Source organism: Alishewanella sp. SMS8, assembly GCF_030737935.1.
Taxonomy (GTDB): Bacteria; Pseudomonadota; Gammaproteobacteria; order Enterobacterales; family Alteromonadaceae; genus Alishewanella; species Alishewanella maricola.
Map to the genome: position 1 here is coordinate 673,693 of NZ_JAPJEA010000001.1, position 15,163 is coordinate 688,855.

Below are 15,163 nucleotides of genomic sequence, written 5' to 3' on the forward strand. Positions count from 1 at the left end.
ATGATATGAGATTTTTATATAGGAAATTTAAGACTCAGGGAGAATGGTCGGTGATGCAGGATTTGAACCTGCGACCCCTTGGACCCAAACCAAGTGCGCTACCAAACTGCGCCAATCACCGACAAAGGGGATGGGGTGGATGATGGGGTTCGAACCCACGACAACCGGAATCACAATCCGGGGCTCTACCAACTGAGCTACAACCACCACAATTTGAAACTTTGCACCAAATGGCGCGCCCGATAGGACTCGAACCTATGACCCACGGCTTAGAAGGCCGTTGCTCTATCCAGCTGAGCTACGGGCGCACATGTCAAACGCCTATCTGGGACTCTCTTAATTTTTTGAATTAAGATTGGTCGGTGATGCAGGATTTGAACCTGCGACCCCTTGGACCCAAACCAAGTGCGCTACCAAACTGCGCCAATCACCGACAACGTTACATCGCTGCAACGGGGCGGAATATTAACGCCCGCCATGCACACCGTCAAACCTTTTTTTAGGTATTTACGCTGATTGGCTATTATTTGAACCTAATTGACCCGCACTGGCGGTTATTCATGTTTGCAACGGACGATGATAGCGTTCTTTTGGCAGCTGTGCGAAAATATTGTTCTTTTTAGTTCCTAGGAAATCAGCAGGCATGACAGCACAAATAATAGATGGCAAAGCCGTTGCTAACGCAACAAAAGACAAAGTCGCCGCTCAGGTGCGCGCTCGCGTAGCAGCCGGAAAACGAGCTCCCGGACTTGCCGTTGTATTAGTTGGGCTTGATGCAGCCTCACAAGTGTATGTTGGCAGCAAACGTAAAGCCTGCGAAGAAGTAGGCTTTCATTCAGTATCTTACGATCTTCCGGCTGAAACCAAGCAACAACAATTGTTGGAGCTTATCGATACGTTAAATAATGACAACAGCATCGATGGTATTTTAGTACAACTACCCTTGCCGGCAGGGTTAGACGCTTCGGCTATTTTAGAACATATTCACCCGCACAAAGATGTCGATGGTTTTCATCCCTATAATATCGGCCGCTTAGCGCAGCGTATGCCAGCCTTACGCCCTTGCACCCCTAAGGGTATTATGACGTTACTGCAAAGTACCGGCGTAAACGTTAAAGGTATGGATGCGGTGGTCGTGGGTGCATCTAATATAGTCGGTCGCCCTATGGCTCTGGAATTACTCCTCGCCGGTTGTACAACAACAGTCTGCCATAAATTTACCCGTAATTTAGAAGAGCAAGTGCGTCGTGCGGATTTATTGGTTGTCGCCGTAGGTCGGCCAGAGTTTATTCCTGGTGATTGGATCAAGCCCGGTGCTCTGGTCGTTGATGTCGGGATCAATCGCTTAGACAGTGGCAAACTGGTCGGTGATGTCGAATATGCTAAAGCGGTTAAATTGGCTCGCTATATTACTCCTGTCCCTGGTGGTGTTGGCCCAATGACTGTGGCCAGTTTAATTGAAAACACGCTAGAAGCGTGTGAGCTATACCACGACAGTAAATAACCGCTACAGTTGCCATAAAAAAACCGCCATCGGCGGTTTTTTTATTATGCAATGACCGTTTTAAGCCTTACGCCAACTGGTCACGCCATTTTTATCTTCAACAATAATGCCTTTAGCGGTTAATTCAGCGCGAGCCGCGTCAGCCGCGGCCCAATCTTTAGCGGCACGAGCCGCATTGCGCTTGGCAATTAACGCTTCAATTTCTGCCACATCACTATCTGATGCGCCACTTTGTAAAAAGGTTTCGGCATCGCCCTGCAGCAAGCCCAGTACGCCCGCTAAAAGTGTCAGCAAACCCGCTAGCTCTGCGGCTTTTGCTGGCTCAGCCTCTTTAAAGCGATTCACCTCACGCGCTAATTCAAACAATACCGGCAAAGCTTCAGGCGTATTGAAGTCATCATCCATCGCGGCTTTAAAACGCACAATATACGGGCTGGCCAAATCAATGCTATGGCTTGGCGTTACTGTTCGCAGCGCAGTGTAAAGTCGTCCTAGCGCGGCATGTGCTTGCTCTAAGTTTTCTTTAGAGTAATTTAATTGGCTACGGTAATGGCTAGACAGAAGGAAATAACGTACCGCTTCTGCATTATATTCAGCTAATACGTCTTTTACCGTGAAAAAATTGCCAAGTGATTTCGACATTTTTTCTTTATCAACTTGCACCATACCAGTATGAATCCAGGTATTGACGTACTTTTGGCCATGGGCACAGGTAGATTGTGCGATCTCATTTTCATGGTGAGGAAACTGTAAGTCTGAACCGCCACCATGAATATCGAAATGTTCGCCCAAATGCTTAGCGCTCATGGCAGAACATTCAATATGCCAACCGGGCCGACCATTGCCCCAAGGTGAAGCCCAGAATGGCTCACCCTGCTTGGTGCCTTTCCATAACACAAAGTCTAATGGATCATCTTTATTTTGCGCCACTTCTACCCGAGAACCGGCTTGTAACATATCCAGGTTTTGTTGGCTTAACGCACCATATTCGGCATATTTACTGACATCAAACAGTACATCGCCATCCGCTGCAACATAGGCATAACCTTTGGCAACTAAGGTTTCGATCAGGCTAATAATCTCGGCCATGTGAGTGGTCACTTTTGGCTCAATATCGGCGGGTAATAGCCCTAAAGCTGCAAAGTCGGCATGCATTGCCGCGGTGAAGCGTGCGGTTAAAGCATCGCAACTTTCGTTGTTTTCTGCTGCGCGCTTAATAATTTTGTCGTCAACATCAGTGATATTTCGCACATAGGTCACGTCATAACCGCTAAAACGTAAGTAGCGATTAATGACATCAAAAGCAACGTAAGTGCGGGCATGCCCTACATGGCAGTGGTCGTAAATGGTAATGCCACAAACATACAAGGCCACTTTCCCCGGAATGATAGGTTTGAAGACTTCTTTTTGGCGGCTTAAGGTATTGTATATCTGTAACATTATGTCCTCTGACAGAAAATATGAATCATTAACAGCAAAATGCGCCGATTAGTTTAGCATTGGCAGATGCTAGCCGCTATCCTTGCTTTATGATTTGACGGCAGTGCGTTAGAATGGCGCATCTGTAATGATAAGGAAAAAATGATGGTTAGCTTACATACTAATTTTGGCGTGATTAAATTAAATCTTTTTGCTGACAAGGCACCGGTGACCGTGGCTAACTTTATTAGCTACGTAAAAGATGGCTTTTTTGACAACACTATTTTTCACCGGGTGATTGACGGCTTTATGATCCAAGGCGGTGGTTTCACTGCAGATATGCAGCAAAAAGAGACAAAAGAAACCATTAAAAACGAGGCTAACAACCGCGTCGCGAACAGCAAAGGCACCATCGCTATGGCGCGCACCAGCGATCCGCATTCTGCCACCTCACAGTTTTTTATCAACGTTGCTGATAATAGCTTCTTAAACTTCAGTGCTGAAAACGCTCAAGGCTGGGGTTACTGTGTATTTGGTGAAGTGGTTGAAGGTATGGACGTGGTTGAAAAAATCAAAGCGGTACGCACGGGGCGTAACGCTGGTCACAGCGATGTACCGGTTGAGCCAGTAGTGATTGAACGTGCTGAGCTGAACGACTAAACCATGTCACACACGCTGTTTATTGCAGATTTGCATTTATCAGCAGAAAGGCCTGATATTACTCAGGCCTTTTTACAGTTTATTGCGCAGCAAGCGCCAGCGGCCGATGCACTGTATATTTTAGGCGATCTGTTTGAAGTCTGGATTGGTGACGATAATCCTGAACAGTTACTCGACACCGTTGCCAAAGTGTTAAAACCGCTCAGTCAGCACACGCCGATTTACTTTATCCATGGCAATCGTGATTTTTTATTAAAACAACATTATGCCAAACGTGCGGGGTTAATTTTATTACCGCAACAGCAGGTAATTGATCTTTACGGCACCCCCACCCTCATCATGCATGGCGATAGCTTATGCACGATGGATGTGGCTTATCAAAAGTTTCGACGTTGGTGGGATCAATCTTGGTGGCAACGATTGATGCTCTCATTACCCCTTTTTATTCGGCAAGCTTTAGCCCGCAAAGCGCGCGCCAAAAGCGCTAAAGCCAAAGCACGTTATCAAACAATGGGTAGCACCAACATTATGGATGTTACGCCAACGGAAGTGCCTAAAATAATGGCCGAGTATAACGTACAACATCTGATCCATGGCCACACACACCGCCCTGCGGTACATCAATTAACCGTCAACAACCAACCCGCTTTGCGCTATGTGCTGGGAGATTGGTATAGTCAAAGCAGTTATCTCAAGGTAAACGCCGATCACTGGCAACTGGTCTTTAACCCGCTTGCGCCATAAGCTCAGGCACTGGGCTACCACTATGAAATTTAAAGTCGTTATCGGCTGATAAAATTAACTCGGCTTCCTTCTCACCAAAAAAGGCTACGCGCGCACTGATATCCTGCCCAGCAATTTGCTCTGCAAGTTGCAGATAATCTTGATAATGCCGCGCTTCTGAGCGCAACAAAGAGAAATAAAACTGACCAATATCCGCAGGCAAATGCGGCGCTAAAGTAGCAAAACGCTCACAAGAGCGTGCTTCGATGTAGGCTCCACAAATAAGCTTATCAATCAAAGCCGCTGGTTCATAAGTGCTAACATGACGCAACAAACCACGGGCATAGCGACTAGAGGTGATTTTTTCATAAGGCACATCATGTTGCTGCATCACTTCAAGCACTTGATAAAAATGATGTAACTCTTCTTTAATTAACAACACCATCTTATCGATAAGATCTTGGCCATAAGCTGAGTTCGATTTCGGCAACATCGACTTTTTCAGTTTGATATCCGCTAAGGCTTGCCATGTACCCTGCTGGCGATAAGTAAAGTCTTCATAAGGTTTCAGCCACTGCAATAAAGCCTCAGCACTTTGTTCATCTACCGCATAACGCCGGATTAGATACATTGCGGATTGTGCGGCTTTTAACTCACAAATCAGATGATCGGTTAACAGCATCGGTAAACGAGCCGGTTGCATTGCTTCATTTATCCAAGATTGCGGCGTACTGCAGTGCAGAAACTGCTGAATGGGCGCTAATAAAGTCTGATATTCGTGGCTTAACATAAGGCAGTCTACTGATTGAACATGCCGCGCAGTATACCCGAAGCCAGTAAAGTGCTCCAGCATCGACATGAAATGTTGAATTTTTCAACATTGTCCTTGACGAATCTGCGTTATTCAACCATAACTTTAATACGGGTAAATTTTTTAAGTTCCCGCACAAGGCGCTTCAATAATAAGGATAATAACGATGATTCTAAACCATTTATGGGGCATCTACGCCCATCCTAAAGAAGAATGGCATACCATTGATGCCAGACATGAAAGTTTACGCTATAGCTTAATTCACATTTTACTGGTTGCTTTAATCCCTTCCATTTGCGCGTACTACTCGGCAGTGCATTTAGGTTGGAGTATTGGCGTTGGCGAAAAAATCTTTTTAACCGCAAATAGCGCTTTAATGCTGTCTGTTGCGATGTATTTTGCCTTAATTATTGGCGTGCTAGCGCTAGCACTTTTAGCACATTGGATGGCCCATACTTTTGGTGCTGAGCCGACTTACACTCAGACCTTAGAGTTGTCGTCATATACATCAACACCATTGTTTATGGTGGGTTTAGCCGCCTTATACCCTGAACTATGGTTTGTGATGGTTGTGGGTTTAGCGGGCTTAACGTATTCAGTATATTTACTGTACGTTGGGGTGCCTATCTTAATGCACATTCCTGAAGAGCGCGGTTTTATTTATGCCAGCTCGGTGGTTACGTCAGGTTTAATTTTGTTAGTGACTTTACTTGCCGCCACTGCTATTTTATGGAGCTCGGGTTTTGGTCCTGCTTTTACCCACTGATGGTAAAACCAAACGCATAATAATAAGACAAGGTAGACAGTAAAACGGCTGCAATTGCAGCCGTTTTTTATACTTGCAACAACGACTTGGTTTAACCTTCGTTGTAAGTTTCTAAATTGGTTGCCATGTTCATGCTAGACGCCGCTTTCACATCGTCACTACGTAATTGATCAAGACGATTTAAATAATCTTGATCAATATCGTTGGTAACATAATGACCATCAAACACCGACGTTTCAAAATGGGTAATGTCCGGGTTTTCTGTTCTCACTGCGGCAATCAAATCTGGCAATGATTGGAAAATCAGGGCATCCGCGCCGATGATCTGACAAATACTGTCAACATCATGACCATGAGCAATGAGCTCATTGGCTGACGGCATATCAATACCATACACATTCGGGAAACGTATTTCTGGTGCTGCCGAAGCAAAATACACTTTCTTCGCACCCGCTTCGCGCGCCATTTCGATGATTTGACCCGAAGTGGTGCCACGGACGATTGAATCATCCACCAACAACACGTTCTTTCCTTTAAACTCTTGCCAAATCGCATTCAATTTACGCTTAACCGATTTTTTACGCTCTGTTTGGCCAGGCATAATAAAGGTACGGCCAATATAACGGTTTTTCACAAAACCTTGGCGGTAAGGTAAATTTAACACATTGGCAATTTCTAAAGCCGCATCATTACTGGTTTCTGGGATTGGAATAACCACATCAATATCCAGATGCGACCATTCCCGTTTTAATTTTTTACCGAGGTAAGTTCCCATCGCGACACGAGAAGCATAAACCGAAATATTGTCGATGGTTGAATCAGGACGCGCAAAATAGACGTACTCAAAAATACAAGGGGTATAACTTGGGTTCTCGGCGCACTGCATGCTGTGTAATTCACCTTCCTCGGTGATGTACACAGCTTCACCTGGTGAAATATCCCGTAATACGGTAAAGCCATCCGCATCAAGGGCTACGCTTTCTGAAGCGACCATATACTCAGTACCCGCCGCAGTTTCACGTTTGCCCATCACTAAGGGGCGGATCCCGTTCGGGTCACGGAAGGCGAGCAAACCATGGCCAATAATCAGCGCCACCGCTGCATAACCGCCTCGCACTTTGCGATGCACATTGGCCAGCGCTTTGAAGATTTGCTCAGGCTCTAGCTTCATATTCGGTTGAATGGCTAATTCGTGCGCCAACACATTTAACAACACTTCTGAGTCAGAAGTCGTGTTCACATGGCGACGCGCTAAACGAAAGATTTCGTCTTTTAGCTCATGCGCATTAGTCAGATTGCCATTGTGGGCTAAAGCGATACCAAAGGGGCTGTTAACGTAAAATGGTTGTGCTTCAGCGGTGCTTGACGAACCTGCAGTAGGGTAACGCACATGTCCAATACCGATATTACCGGCCAGACGTTGCATATGACGTATTTCAAATACGTCTTTGACCAGACCATTGGCCTTGCGCAAGCGCAAGGTATTATTATCGACCGTAACGATACCCGCAGCATCCTGACCACGGTGTTGCAAGACTGTCAGACCATCATACAGCGCCTGATTAACGGGATACTTACCTACGATTCCAACAATACCACACATTGATTTTTCCTCGCCGGCTATGGCTTTTGCATAAAACTAGAACGGCTTTGCAGATATTCGAAAAACCATTCAATAATAAAACCAAACTCAGGGATCAAGCTAGATTGGCTCCACCAATCAGCCGCCGCCGCAGGAGTAAAGGCGTCAATAAAAAATAATACGGCACTGACCACTAACACACCGCGCAACGCACCAAATACCAACCCAAGCAACCTGTCTGTGCCAGATAAGCCGGTAGACTGGACGAGCTTGCCAACGACATAGTTGATCAGCGCGCCCACAATAAGCGCGCAAATAAATAGAATGGCAATAGCGGAAGCATTACGCAGCGTGGGTTCAGAAATATTTGTGAAAAAACTGGCTAGATGGGGGTAATACGAGCTGGCAATAAAGAAAGCCGCGATCCATACGGTCAAAGAAATAGCTTCTTTTACAAAGCCTCGGACCAGACTGATCACAGCGGAGAGAGCTATGACCGCCAAGATGACAAAATCAACCCAACTCATTTGCTACCAAAGGTTGCCTAACGACGGGGCGCATTCTAACAAATTGCCGACCCAAATAGCTAGGGAATGTTCATAAACAAGTGATCCGTTTGTTTATTACAAAAGGAAACAACTCGTGTCTATCACACTCAGTTGATTTCCGTAGGTTGATAATTACTGATCGTTAGCTTTGCAATACCTGTTAATTGTTGCAGCTTACCCAGACCTTGCTCAAGACGCTCGCGCCGTACTTCAGGACCAACAAAAACACTGGTTAACGGCTGGCCATTGCTGTTAGTAATGCTGCGGGTAAAGGTGGCAAAACCGGCTTGTCTTAATTTTGCCTCTAACGCACTGGCGTTTTGCGGATTACTAAAACTACCCACTCGTACCACCCATGCAGCTTGATTAAGCGCTACGGCCGTTTTCGTTGGCGTTGTGCTTGGGGTTGCTTCAACAACTTTAGTAGGCGTAGCAACTTTTTCAGCTTCGGTTGTGCCGGCGGTAACTTGGGCATATTGTTGCGAGGGTAAGTTAGCACTATCACTGCTATTATCAGCGTCATCCAAGACATCGACATCATCTATCAGCTGGCTGTTAACGGCTTGTTGTTTGGCCGCAAACTCATCATCAGGAAACGGCTGAACCTGTTGTACACCAACGAATTCTGGGCGATCGGGAATAACTTTAAAATCATCTTTAACGACTTGTTTTTCACCATCGAGTAAGTCTGGCAAAAAGATAATGCCGGCCAAAACCAAAATACTGGTACCCAATAACCGATGTTTAAATTTTGCTATCATTGCCCCTCCTACTGAAGCGCCAATACCGCAGAAACGGTAACAAAAGAGCCGAAAATGACCAAGAGATCCGTAGGCTGCAAGGCACTGACGATAGTCTGATAAGCCTGAGCAACAGAGTCATGCTCAGTAGCGTTAGATGCACTGGCCTGATCGACACTGGCCAATGCCTGCTGTAATTGCGTACTGCTGGCGCCGCGGTTACCCGGTAAGCTAACAAGATGCCATTGCGTCACACAAGACGTCAAGGGCTGTAATGCTTGGCGCACGTCTTTGTCTTTTAACATGCCAACTAAGGCAATAATTTGCCGATAGCGCGGCTGCAATAATTGTAACTGCGTCGCTAAATAAGCCGCCGATTGCGGATTATGCGCTACATCTAACAAAATAGTTGGGTTTTGTTGCAACTGTTGCATACGCCCGGGCAAGGTTAACGTGCTTAAGCAGTGCTTTAACACGGTTTCGCTTGGCAGCTGCCCTAATTGTTCTAACACCGCTAAACTGGTGGCAACGTTTTGTACTGGCACTTGTGGTATGGGTAAGTCCGCAAACTGTTGTTGCTGCCCTTGCCATTGCCATTGCTCTGCACTAACGTGATAGTGAAAGTCGGTTCCCACTTGCTTTAACACAGCACCTAGCGTCGTGGCCACCTGACTCAAGCTGGCTGGTGGCGTTAATTCGCCAGATATCGCCACCTTAGCATAACGAAACACGCCGGCTTTCTCTCGACCAATACTTTCACGATCTGGGCCCAGCCAATCTTGATGGTCTAAATCAATTGTGGTGATGACACTGATGGTCGGATCGACAATATTTGTTGCATCTAAACGCCCGCCCAGCCCAACCTCAATTAAACAGTAATCGGGTTGCTGAGCGCGTAAAATGGCAAAAGCCACCAAGGTCGTAAACTCAAAGTAACTTAATGGCACATCAAGCCGTAATTGCTCAACTAATTGAAAAGCGGTCAGCCAATCGGCATCAACCACATCAGTACCATTGAGGCGTAAGCGTTCATTAAACTGCAGTAAATGCGGTGAACTATAAACACCGACCGTAAAACCTTGGGCCAGCAGCAAATGCTCTAACGTACGAGCGGTGGTACCTTTACCATTGGTACCGGCTATCAACACAACCGTTCCAGGCAGTTGTGCCAAATCACCGCGAGCAGCCACTTGCCGCACACGATCTAAGCCAAGCTCAATTTTATCAATCGGATGACTTTGCTCTATATAACAAAGCCAATCGGCCAGGGTTTGGCACGATTGGCTATTTAATTGTTGGACCGACATAAATCCCTAGGATGCATCACGCTCCGCCACTGGCGCAGGTAGTCGCATAAACTTAGCCATAAGTCGGGCAATTGTATCGCGCATTTCACGGCGGTCAACAATCATATCAATTGCACCGTGTTCTAATAAGAATTCACTACGTTGGAAGCCTTCTGGCAGCTTTTCACGTACGGTTTGTTCAATAACCCGAGGACCGGCAAAACCGATTAACGCTTTAGGTTCACCGATGTTGATATCGCCCAGCATCGCTAAACTCGCAGAAACACCACCCATAGTTGGATCAGTTAATACCGAAATATAAGGCAAGCCTTGCTCGCTCATTTTCGCTAATGCCGCACTGGTTTTCGCCATTTGCATTAAAGAAAATAAGGCTTCTTGCATACGAGCGCCACCACTGGCAGAGAAACAAACAAAAGGGACTTTATGCTTTAAAGCATATTCGACACCGGCAACAAACTTAGCCCCCACCACGGAAGCCATCGAACCGCCCATAAACTCGAACTCGAACGCCGCGGCAACAATTGGATTACCATGCAAAGTACCGTGCATCACCACCATAGCATCTTTTTCATTAGTGGCTTTTTGGGCAGCAACAATACGATCTTTGTATCGCTTGCTGTCTTTAAATTTTAGCAGATCTTGTGGTTCAAGCTCAGCGGCTAACTCATGAGTGCTGCTCGCATCAAAAAAGCTTTGTAAACGCGCACGAGCCGATACACGCATATGGTGATCGCATTTAGGACAGACACCTAGATTGCGGTCTAGATCCGCTTTATACAGCACCGCATCGCAAGAAGTACATTTAGTCCAGACACCTTCTGGAATATTGCGGCGACCAGAAGACGATGTTCTAGGTAGAATCTTTTCTAACCAACTCATAGAGGTTTCCTAATCTGTCATAGTCGATAACACAGGGCTAACGACGGAAAAATACGTAAAAAACACTGATATAGCGTAAATGCAGCTATTAAAACACATATTGAGTACTGTCGAATACAGAAAACTGGTCTTAGTAGTCAGTGCTATCTGCCTAGGTAGCCGGTAAAAACAGCGGCCCTAGTGCCACTTTCGGGATCGCAAACTGCTCAGGGTAATCGACTTCGACTAAATACAAACCACCTGGCTTCGCCGTTGCAGCAGCAAGATTACGATCTTTACTGGCTAACAATTCAGCTAACCAGCTTACAGGGCGGCGGCCCATACCAATTTCCAGTAAACTGCCGGTAATATTACGCACCATATGATGTAAAAAGGCATTGGCTTTAATGTCTATGACAATGAAATCGCCTATTCGTGCGATTCGCAGATGATGCACATTTCGAAACGGCGTATTTGATTGGCACTGCATAGCGCGAAAAGCGCTAAAATCTTGTTCGCCCAGCAAGGCAGGTGCCGCTTGCTGCATTAAGGCTATATCAAGATCTTGATGGTAATGACTCAAACCCGCCCGTAAAATGGCCGGTCGATATTTATGATTATAGATGACATAACGATAACGACGCGCCGTTGCGCTAAAACGGGCATGAAAATCATCAGGAACCTCTTTGGCCCAGCGCACAGCAATTTGATCAGGCAGCTGAGCATTAGTACCCATCACCCAGGCTTTCATATCGCGATCAGCACTGCAATCAAAATGCACGACTTGACCGGTTGCATGCACACCGGCATCGGTGCGACCGGCACAAAATAATTCAATCGGCTGATTAGCCACCTTGGCTAATGCCTGTTCCACTTCTTGTTGCACGCTGTTGACTTCGCGCTGACGCTGCCAGCCATAAAAGCTGGCACCATCATACTCAATACCTAACGCAATTCGCATCACTGGCCCTCTGTTAACTGCGCGGATTATAACGCAGCTAACCGATTATACCTACTCTGCTCTGAGCGCTTTCACTTCTGCTTTTATGTGTTCAGGCGCGTTGGAAGTGAGAATTTCTCCAATCAGCAGTTCTGCACTTTCGGCTTCATCCATTTCTAAGTAAGCGCGAATCAAATCCAGTTTGCCGGCAAAACCTTCATCTTCTTTATCAACGTCCATCTTAGTATGTTCGCCAATAATACCGGCATAATCCTCTAAGCCGACATCCACATTTAATTGATTGAAACGCTGCTCATCTTCATCAGCATGCTCCATGGCAGATAACAAATTATCAATTTCAACAAAGTCATCATCTGAAATGGCCGGCTCATCGCTGATCTCCGCGGCTGTAGATTCGGCATTAGAAATAGCGAAAGCATCGTTGGCCTGCTCAACATCGTTGTCTGCCTGGGTAACGTTCTCATCTACCGCTAACTCATTTAATATCGAATCGAACTGACTGTCTTCCAGCTCGGTTAGGTTAAATTCCTCTGGGCTCAGTTCTGGGATAGCATCTTCGTCTTCGTTTTCACTCTGCTCAGCTAAGGCAGCAGCTAATTCTTCATCGCTAAATTCTGCAGCAGACTCATTGGTTAATTGCTCAATTTGCTCGGCAAGCTGGCTAAACTCATCGTCATCCGCAGTATCGTCTGACATGGCTAATTCAGGATAGCTGTCCAGTACTTTACTGGGGTTTTCTACAGACAGTGCCGCTTCTGAAGGGCGCGTGACTGAATTATCCTCATCTGAAGCTAAGTCCAGTAATAATTCTTCATCGCCTTCTGGCTCGGCATCACTGTCTAAAGCGACATCAGGGAAATGCTCTGACGATTCCGCTGTTAGAGCATTCTCAACCGCCTCTTCGTCAGCCGATGTATCTGGTCGGGTTAGCTCTGCCGCAGCATCATCAGTGTCCGTTGTGACAGCATCATTAAGCGCTGCAGCTTCAGAGTGTTCTGCCAACTCATCGGCAGTCGCGTCATCAGGTTCAGTTAATAAGTTCGTAAGATCATGGCTAAACTCGTCTTCTGCCGTTAACGTCTGGGCAATATCAGACTCAGCGTCTTCGTTCAGCAAATCGGCAATCTGTTGCACGGATGTTGCGTGCTCTGAGGCTTTTCGAGCAGCGCTGCTTTCGCTGCTATCAGAAGCGGTCTGCTCATTCAGCTGCTCGTCGATAGCAGGTAACGCGATGTCTTCAGCTAGGCTTAGTTCGTCACTCAACCGCTTAGCAGCGGCAAGCTCGGGCTCATCATCAATTAACGCTTCGCCTGCTGCTAGTTCGGTTTCTTCCGGCAGCTCAAACTCAGTCACTAAATCATCATCAGCCGCCGCTTGGTCATTAATAATGTCATCAACACCGCCTTGTGCAGTGGTGTCGATTAAATCCATGTCATCAAGCGCTTCAAGGGTGAGTTCATCGACATCCGCCTCACGAACCTCAGGGGCTGTCGCTTGCGATTGCTCCGCTGCCGCTTGCTCTAAGATATCGTCAAGCTCGGCATTCAATTGCTCTTCATCTGCAGATAAGCTGTCTGCATCTTCCGCTTCAATCGATTCTGCAGCCAATTGCTCGGCAAAGTCATCTAAATCAGAATTATCAAAACGGGCTTCTGTGGCTAATAAACGTTCGCGCTCATTATCTAACAGTAACTCGTCAATATCATCAGCATCGAGTTCGTCTGTTGCGGCATCGACTGCCTCGTCAGCAGACCTATCCAGCACATCGTCGTTAAGCTCTGCGGCTTCTTCAAGCTCATCATTATTTGTCGGCACGGGCGTAGCGTAGGGCTCATCATCCGGCAGCTCAACTTCAATTTCTTCAATATGATCGTTAACATCATCTGCAGTCTCGCGCTCTGGCGCAATAGGTTCTGCTGCTAGCTTGGCTGTTTCCGCCTCACTCGGATCCGCTAACTCAATAACATCATCATCGTCATCAGCCATTAATAAGGCCGATAAATCCGTATCCGACAAAATATTATCCGGGTCGAAATCAAATTCTTCCACGCCTTCTAATTGAATATCGTGCTCTTCCCGCACCGGCGTTACCGGATCTAAGGCGTCGTCATCAACATCTAAACGATCATCATCCATGCCATCTAACATGTCCGTGCGCAGTGGATCCGGCTCAACTAACTCGTTAATTAAAATATCGTCACTGAAATCCGGTAATGTATCATCTTCAAGGCTATCATCTAGGGCACTGACTGCACTTGGGCTGACTTCATCAAAATCGTTTTTAAACAGATCGTCATCCATATCGAGCAGGCTTTCGTCAAAATCCTGACTATTGTCGATAGGTGGCACCGGTGATTTATAGCCTGCCGAGGTCTGTGGCTCTTTGATAGCATTCGCTACCGCTTCTTCGGTTTGCCGCCCACGCCGTTTAACCCAAGCGATAAAGCCCATCAATAACAAAATAGCGGGTAACGACGCAGCAAGCGCCCACGTAATCGGATTGTTGAGCCAATTGGAGGCTTCTGCTTCTGCAGCTGCGGCGGCTGCAAGTTGCGCGGCTTCCTCCGCTTCGCGTCGGGCTTGTTGCTCGGCCAAAATTTGCTGCTGTTGTTGTAGTAGTTGGTTAAGCTGCTGTTGTAACAAGCTGTCTTCCGCTAATTGCGCTTTTAAGCCTTCAAGCTCTTGTTCCACTCGCCCTAACGAACCACGTAATTGCTGGTTTTCCAGTGCTATACCTTCAATTAATTGAATGGAGTCTTGATATTGATCTTTTAGAGCGTTCAGCTCTGCAGCGGTTTGTTGCTGCACGACATTAGGTTTATTAGCTTCTTCGCGTGCTTTGGCGCGGGCAGCAGCATCACGCGCGACTTTTTTCGCCCACTCAGCATCATCGCTATCGGCTTTACGTCGAGCGACTTCGGGATCAACCAAACGAATCTCACGCAACTCAGGGACAATTAAAATGGCACCAGGCCGTAAATGATTGAAGTTGGCGTCATTAAACGCACCAGGGTTTTTCATGAAAAGTGCGTACATCACTTGGAATGTGGTCACACTGTCGCTAGGCTTGACCTGCTCGGCGATACGCCACAAAGTGTCGCTGGGTGTTAAAGGGCCAAATTGCTTTTGCAATAGCACACTATCCGCGTTTTTCGGGCCACGGATCTGCGTCGGCGCAGACTGAGCCAGCACCATCGACGAAAAATTGACTAACAGCAAAAGTAAAATTATACGAACAGGCATCAGGATTCCTTAGCCGAGCACCTAGACTCACGTTAAAGCAA

The 15,163-nt window shown here is 46.6% G+C and carries 13 protein-coding genes and 4 tRNA genes; 4 read left to right on the plus strand and 13 right to left on the minus strand.

Annotated features, from left to right (window positions below; translation table 11 throughout):
- Positions 1-44: 44 nt before the first annotated feature.
- From ORJ01_RS03010 to ORJ01_RS03025, 4 genes are all read right to left on the minus strand, one after another.
- A tRNA-Pro gene (locus ORJ01_RS03010) sits at positions 45-121 on the minus strand.
- Positions 122-131: 10 nt separating this feature from the next.
- Positions 132-207: transfer RNA gene (locus ORJ01_RS03015), tRNA-His, on the minus strand.
- Positions 208-231: 24 nt separating this feature from the next.
- Positions 232-308, minus strand: a tRNA-Arg gene (locus tag ORJ01_RS03020).
- Between the two features lie 48 nt (positions 309-356).
- Positions 357-433: transfer RNA gene (locus ORJ01_RS03025), tRNA-Pro, on the minus strand.
- 210 nt (positions 434-643) lie between these two features.
- Here ORJ01_RS03025 and folD point away from each other — a divergent pair.
- Positions 644-1,504, plus strand: coding sequence for a bifunctional methylenetetrahydrofolate dehydrogenase/methenyltetrahydrofolate cyclohydrolase FolD (gene folD, locus ORJ01_RS03030; RefSeq protein WP_226749787.1), 861 nt, complete (start codon positions 644-646; stop codon positions 1,502-1,504).
- 60 nt (positions 1,505-1,564) lie between these two features.
- On the opposite strand, the gene cysS is transcribed toward folD, so the two are convergent.
- Positions 1,565-2,944: a cysteine--tRNA ligase gene (cysS, locus tag ORJ01_RS03035; RefSeq protein ID WP_306176924.1), complete on the minus strand. Its 1,380-nt coding sequence runs from the start codon at positions 2,942-2,944 to the stop codon at positions 1,565-1,567.
- A 144-nt stretch (positions 2,945-3,088) separates the two neighbouring features.
- Here cysS and ORJ01_RS03040 point away from each other — a divergent pair, with 144 nt between their 5' ends.
- Both ORJ01_RS03040 and lpxH read left to right on the plus strand, forming a co-directional pair.
- The gene (locus ORJ01_RS03040) at positions 3,089-3,583 is read left to right on the plus strand and encodes a peptidylprolyl isomerase (RefSeq protein WP_226749785.1); all 495 of its coding nucleotides are present in this window, start codon (positions 3,089-3,091) and stop codon (positions 3,581-3,583) included.
- A 3-nt stretch (positions 3,584-3,586) separates the two neighbouring features.
- Complete coding sequence (lpxH, locus tag ORJ01_RS03045; protein ID WP_306176925.1) at positions 3,587-4,327, plus strand: UDP-2,3-diacylglucosamine diphosphatase; 741 nt, start codon at positions 3,587-3,589, stop codon at positions 4,325-4,327.
- Here lpxH and miaE read toward each other — a convergent pair.
- Positions 4,308-5,096, minus strand: coding sequence for a tRNA isopentenyl-2-thiomethyl-A-37 hydroxylase MiaE (miaE, locus tag ORJ01_RS03050; protein ID WP_306176926.1), 789 nt, complete (start codon positions 5,094-5,096; stop codon positions 4,308-4,310). The genes lpxH and miaE overlap by 20 nt on opposite strands.
- Positions 5,097-5,283: 187 nt before the next feature.
- Between miaE and ORJ01_RS03055 the strand changes: the two genes are divergently transcribed.
- On the plus strand, positions 5,284-5,883 hold the full coding sequence (locus ORJ01_RS03055; RefSeq protein ID WP_226749782.1) for a Yip1 family protein: 600 nt from the start codon (positions 5,284-5,286) through the stop codon (positions 5,881-5,883).
- Between the two features lie 91 nt (positions 5,884-5,974).
- Here ORJ01_RS03055 and purF read toward each other — a convergent pair whose 3' ends face one another.
- From purF to ORJ01_RS03090, 7 genes are all read right to left on the minus strand, one after another.
- Positions 5,975-7,486, minus strand: coding sequence for an amidophosphoribosyltransferase (gene purF / locus ORJ01_RS03060; RefSeq protein WP_226749781.1), 1,512 nt, complete (start codon positions 7,484-7,486; stop codon positions 5,975-5,977).
- Between the two features lie 17 nt (positions 7,487-7,503).
- On the minus strand, positions 7,504-7,992 hold the full coding sequence (locus tag ORJ01_RS03065; protein WP_226749780.1) for a CvpA family protein: 489 nt from the start codon (positions 7,990-7,992) through the stop codon (positions 7,504-7,506).
- A 128-nt stretch (positions 7,993-8,120) separates the two neighbouring features.
- Positions 8,121-8,774, minus strand: a complete 654-nt coding sequence (locus ORJ01_RS03070; RefSeq protein WP_226749779.1) for an SPOR domain-containing protein — start codon at positions 8,772-8,774, stop codon at positions 8,121-8,123.
- Between the two features lie 8 nt (positions 8,775-8,782).
- Complete coding sequence (gene folC / locus ORJ01_RS03075; protein WP_306176927.1) at positions 8,783-10,060, minus strand: bifunctional tetrahydrofolate synthase/dihydrofolate synthase; 1,278 nt, start codon at positions 10,058-10,060, stop codon at positions 8,783-8,785.
- 6 nt (positions 10,061-10,066) lie between these two features.
- Positions 10,067-10,939 (minus strand): acetyl-CoA carboxylase, carboxyltransferase subunit beta, encoded by an 873-nt coding sequence (gene accD, locus ORJ01_RS03080; RefSeq protein WP_226749777.1) that lies wholly within the window; start codon positions 10,937-10,939, stop codon positions 10,067-10,069.
- Positions 10,940-11,090: 151 nt separating this feature from the next.
- The gene (gene truA / locus ORJ01_RS03085; RefSeq protein ID WP_226749776.1) at positions 11,091-11,879 is read right to left on the minus strand and encodes a tRNA pseudouridine(38-40) synthase TruA; all 789 of its coding nucleotides are present in this window, start codon (positions 11,877-11,879) and stop codon (positions 11,091-11,093) included.
- A 51-nt stretch (positions 11,880-11,930) separates the two neighbouring features.
- Positions 11,931-15,122, minus strand: a complete 3,192-nt coding sequence (locus tag ORJ01_RS03090; RefSeq protein ID WP_306176928.1) for a FimV/HubP family polar landmark protein — start codon at positions 15,120-15,122, stop codon at positions 11,931-11,933.
- Positions 15,123-15,163: the final 41 nt, after the last annotated feature.

What these genes read in the sequence shown, in the direction of transcription:
- folD (WP_226749787.1), top strand. Translation starts at nt 644, where the DNA reads ATGACAGCACAAATAATAGATGGCAAAGCCGTTGCTAACGCAACAAAA.
- cysS (WP_306176924.1), bottom strand. Translation starts at nt 2,944, where the DNA reads ATGTTACAGATATACAATACCTTAAGCCGCCAAAAAGAAGTCTTCAAA.
- ORJ01_RS03040 (WP_226749785.1), top strand. Translation starts at nt 3,089, where the DNA reads ATGGTTAGCTTACATACTAATTTTGGCGTGATTAAATTAAATCTTTTT.
- lpxH (WP_306176925.1), top strand. Translation starts at nt 3,587, where the DNA reads ATGTCACACACGCTGTTTATTGCAGATTTGCATTTATCAGCAGAAAGG.
- miaE (WP_306176926.1), bottom strand. Translation starts at nt 5,096, where the DNA reads ATGTTAAGCCACGAATATCAGACTTTATTAGCGCCCATTCAGCAGTTT.
- ORJ01_RS03055 (WP_226749782.1), top strand. Translation starts at nt 5,284, where the DNA reads ATGATTCTAAACCATTTATGGGGCATCTACGCCCATCCTAAAGAAGAA.
- purF (WP_226749781.1), bottom strand. Translation starts at nt 7,486, where the DNA reads ATGTGTGGTATTGTTGGAATCGTAGGTAAGTATCCCGTTAATCAGGCG.
- ORJ01_RS03065 (WP_226749780.1), bottom strand. Translation starts at nt 7,992, where the DNA reads ATGAGTTGGGTTGATTTTGTCATCTTGGCGGTCATAGCTCTCTCCGCT.
- ORJ01_RS03070 (WP_226749779.1), bottom strand. Translation starts at nt 8,774, where the DNA reads ATGATAGCAAAATTTAAACATCGGTTATTGGGTACCAGTATTTTGGTT.
- folC (WP_306176927.1), bottom strand. Translation starts at nt 10,060, where the DNA reads ATGTCGGTCCAACAATTAAATAGCCAATCGTGCCAAACCCTGGCCGAT.
- accD (WP_226749777.1), bottom strand. Translation starts at nt 10,939, where the DNA reads ATGAGTTGGTTAGAAAAGATTCTACCTAGAACATCGTCTTCTGGTCGC.
- truA (WP_226749776.1), bottom strand. Translation starts at nt 11,879, where the DNA reads ATGCGAATTGCGTTAGGTATTGAGTATGATGGTGCCAGCTTTTATGGC.
- ORJ01_RS03090 (WP_306176928.1), bottom strand. Translation starts at nt 15,122, where the DNA reads ATGCCTGTTCGTATAATTTTACTTTTGCTGTTAGTCAATTTTTCGTCG.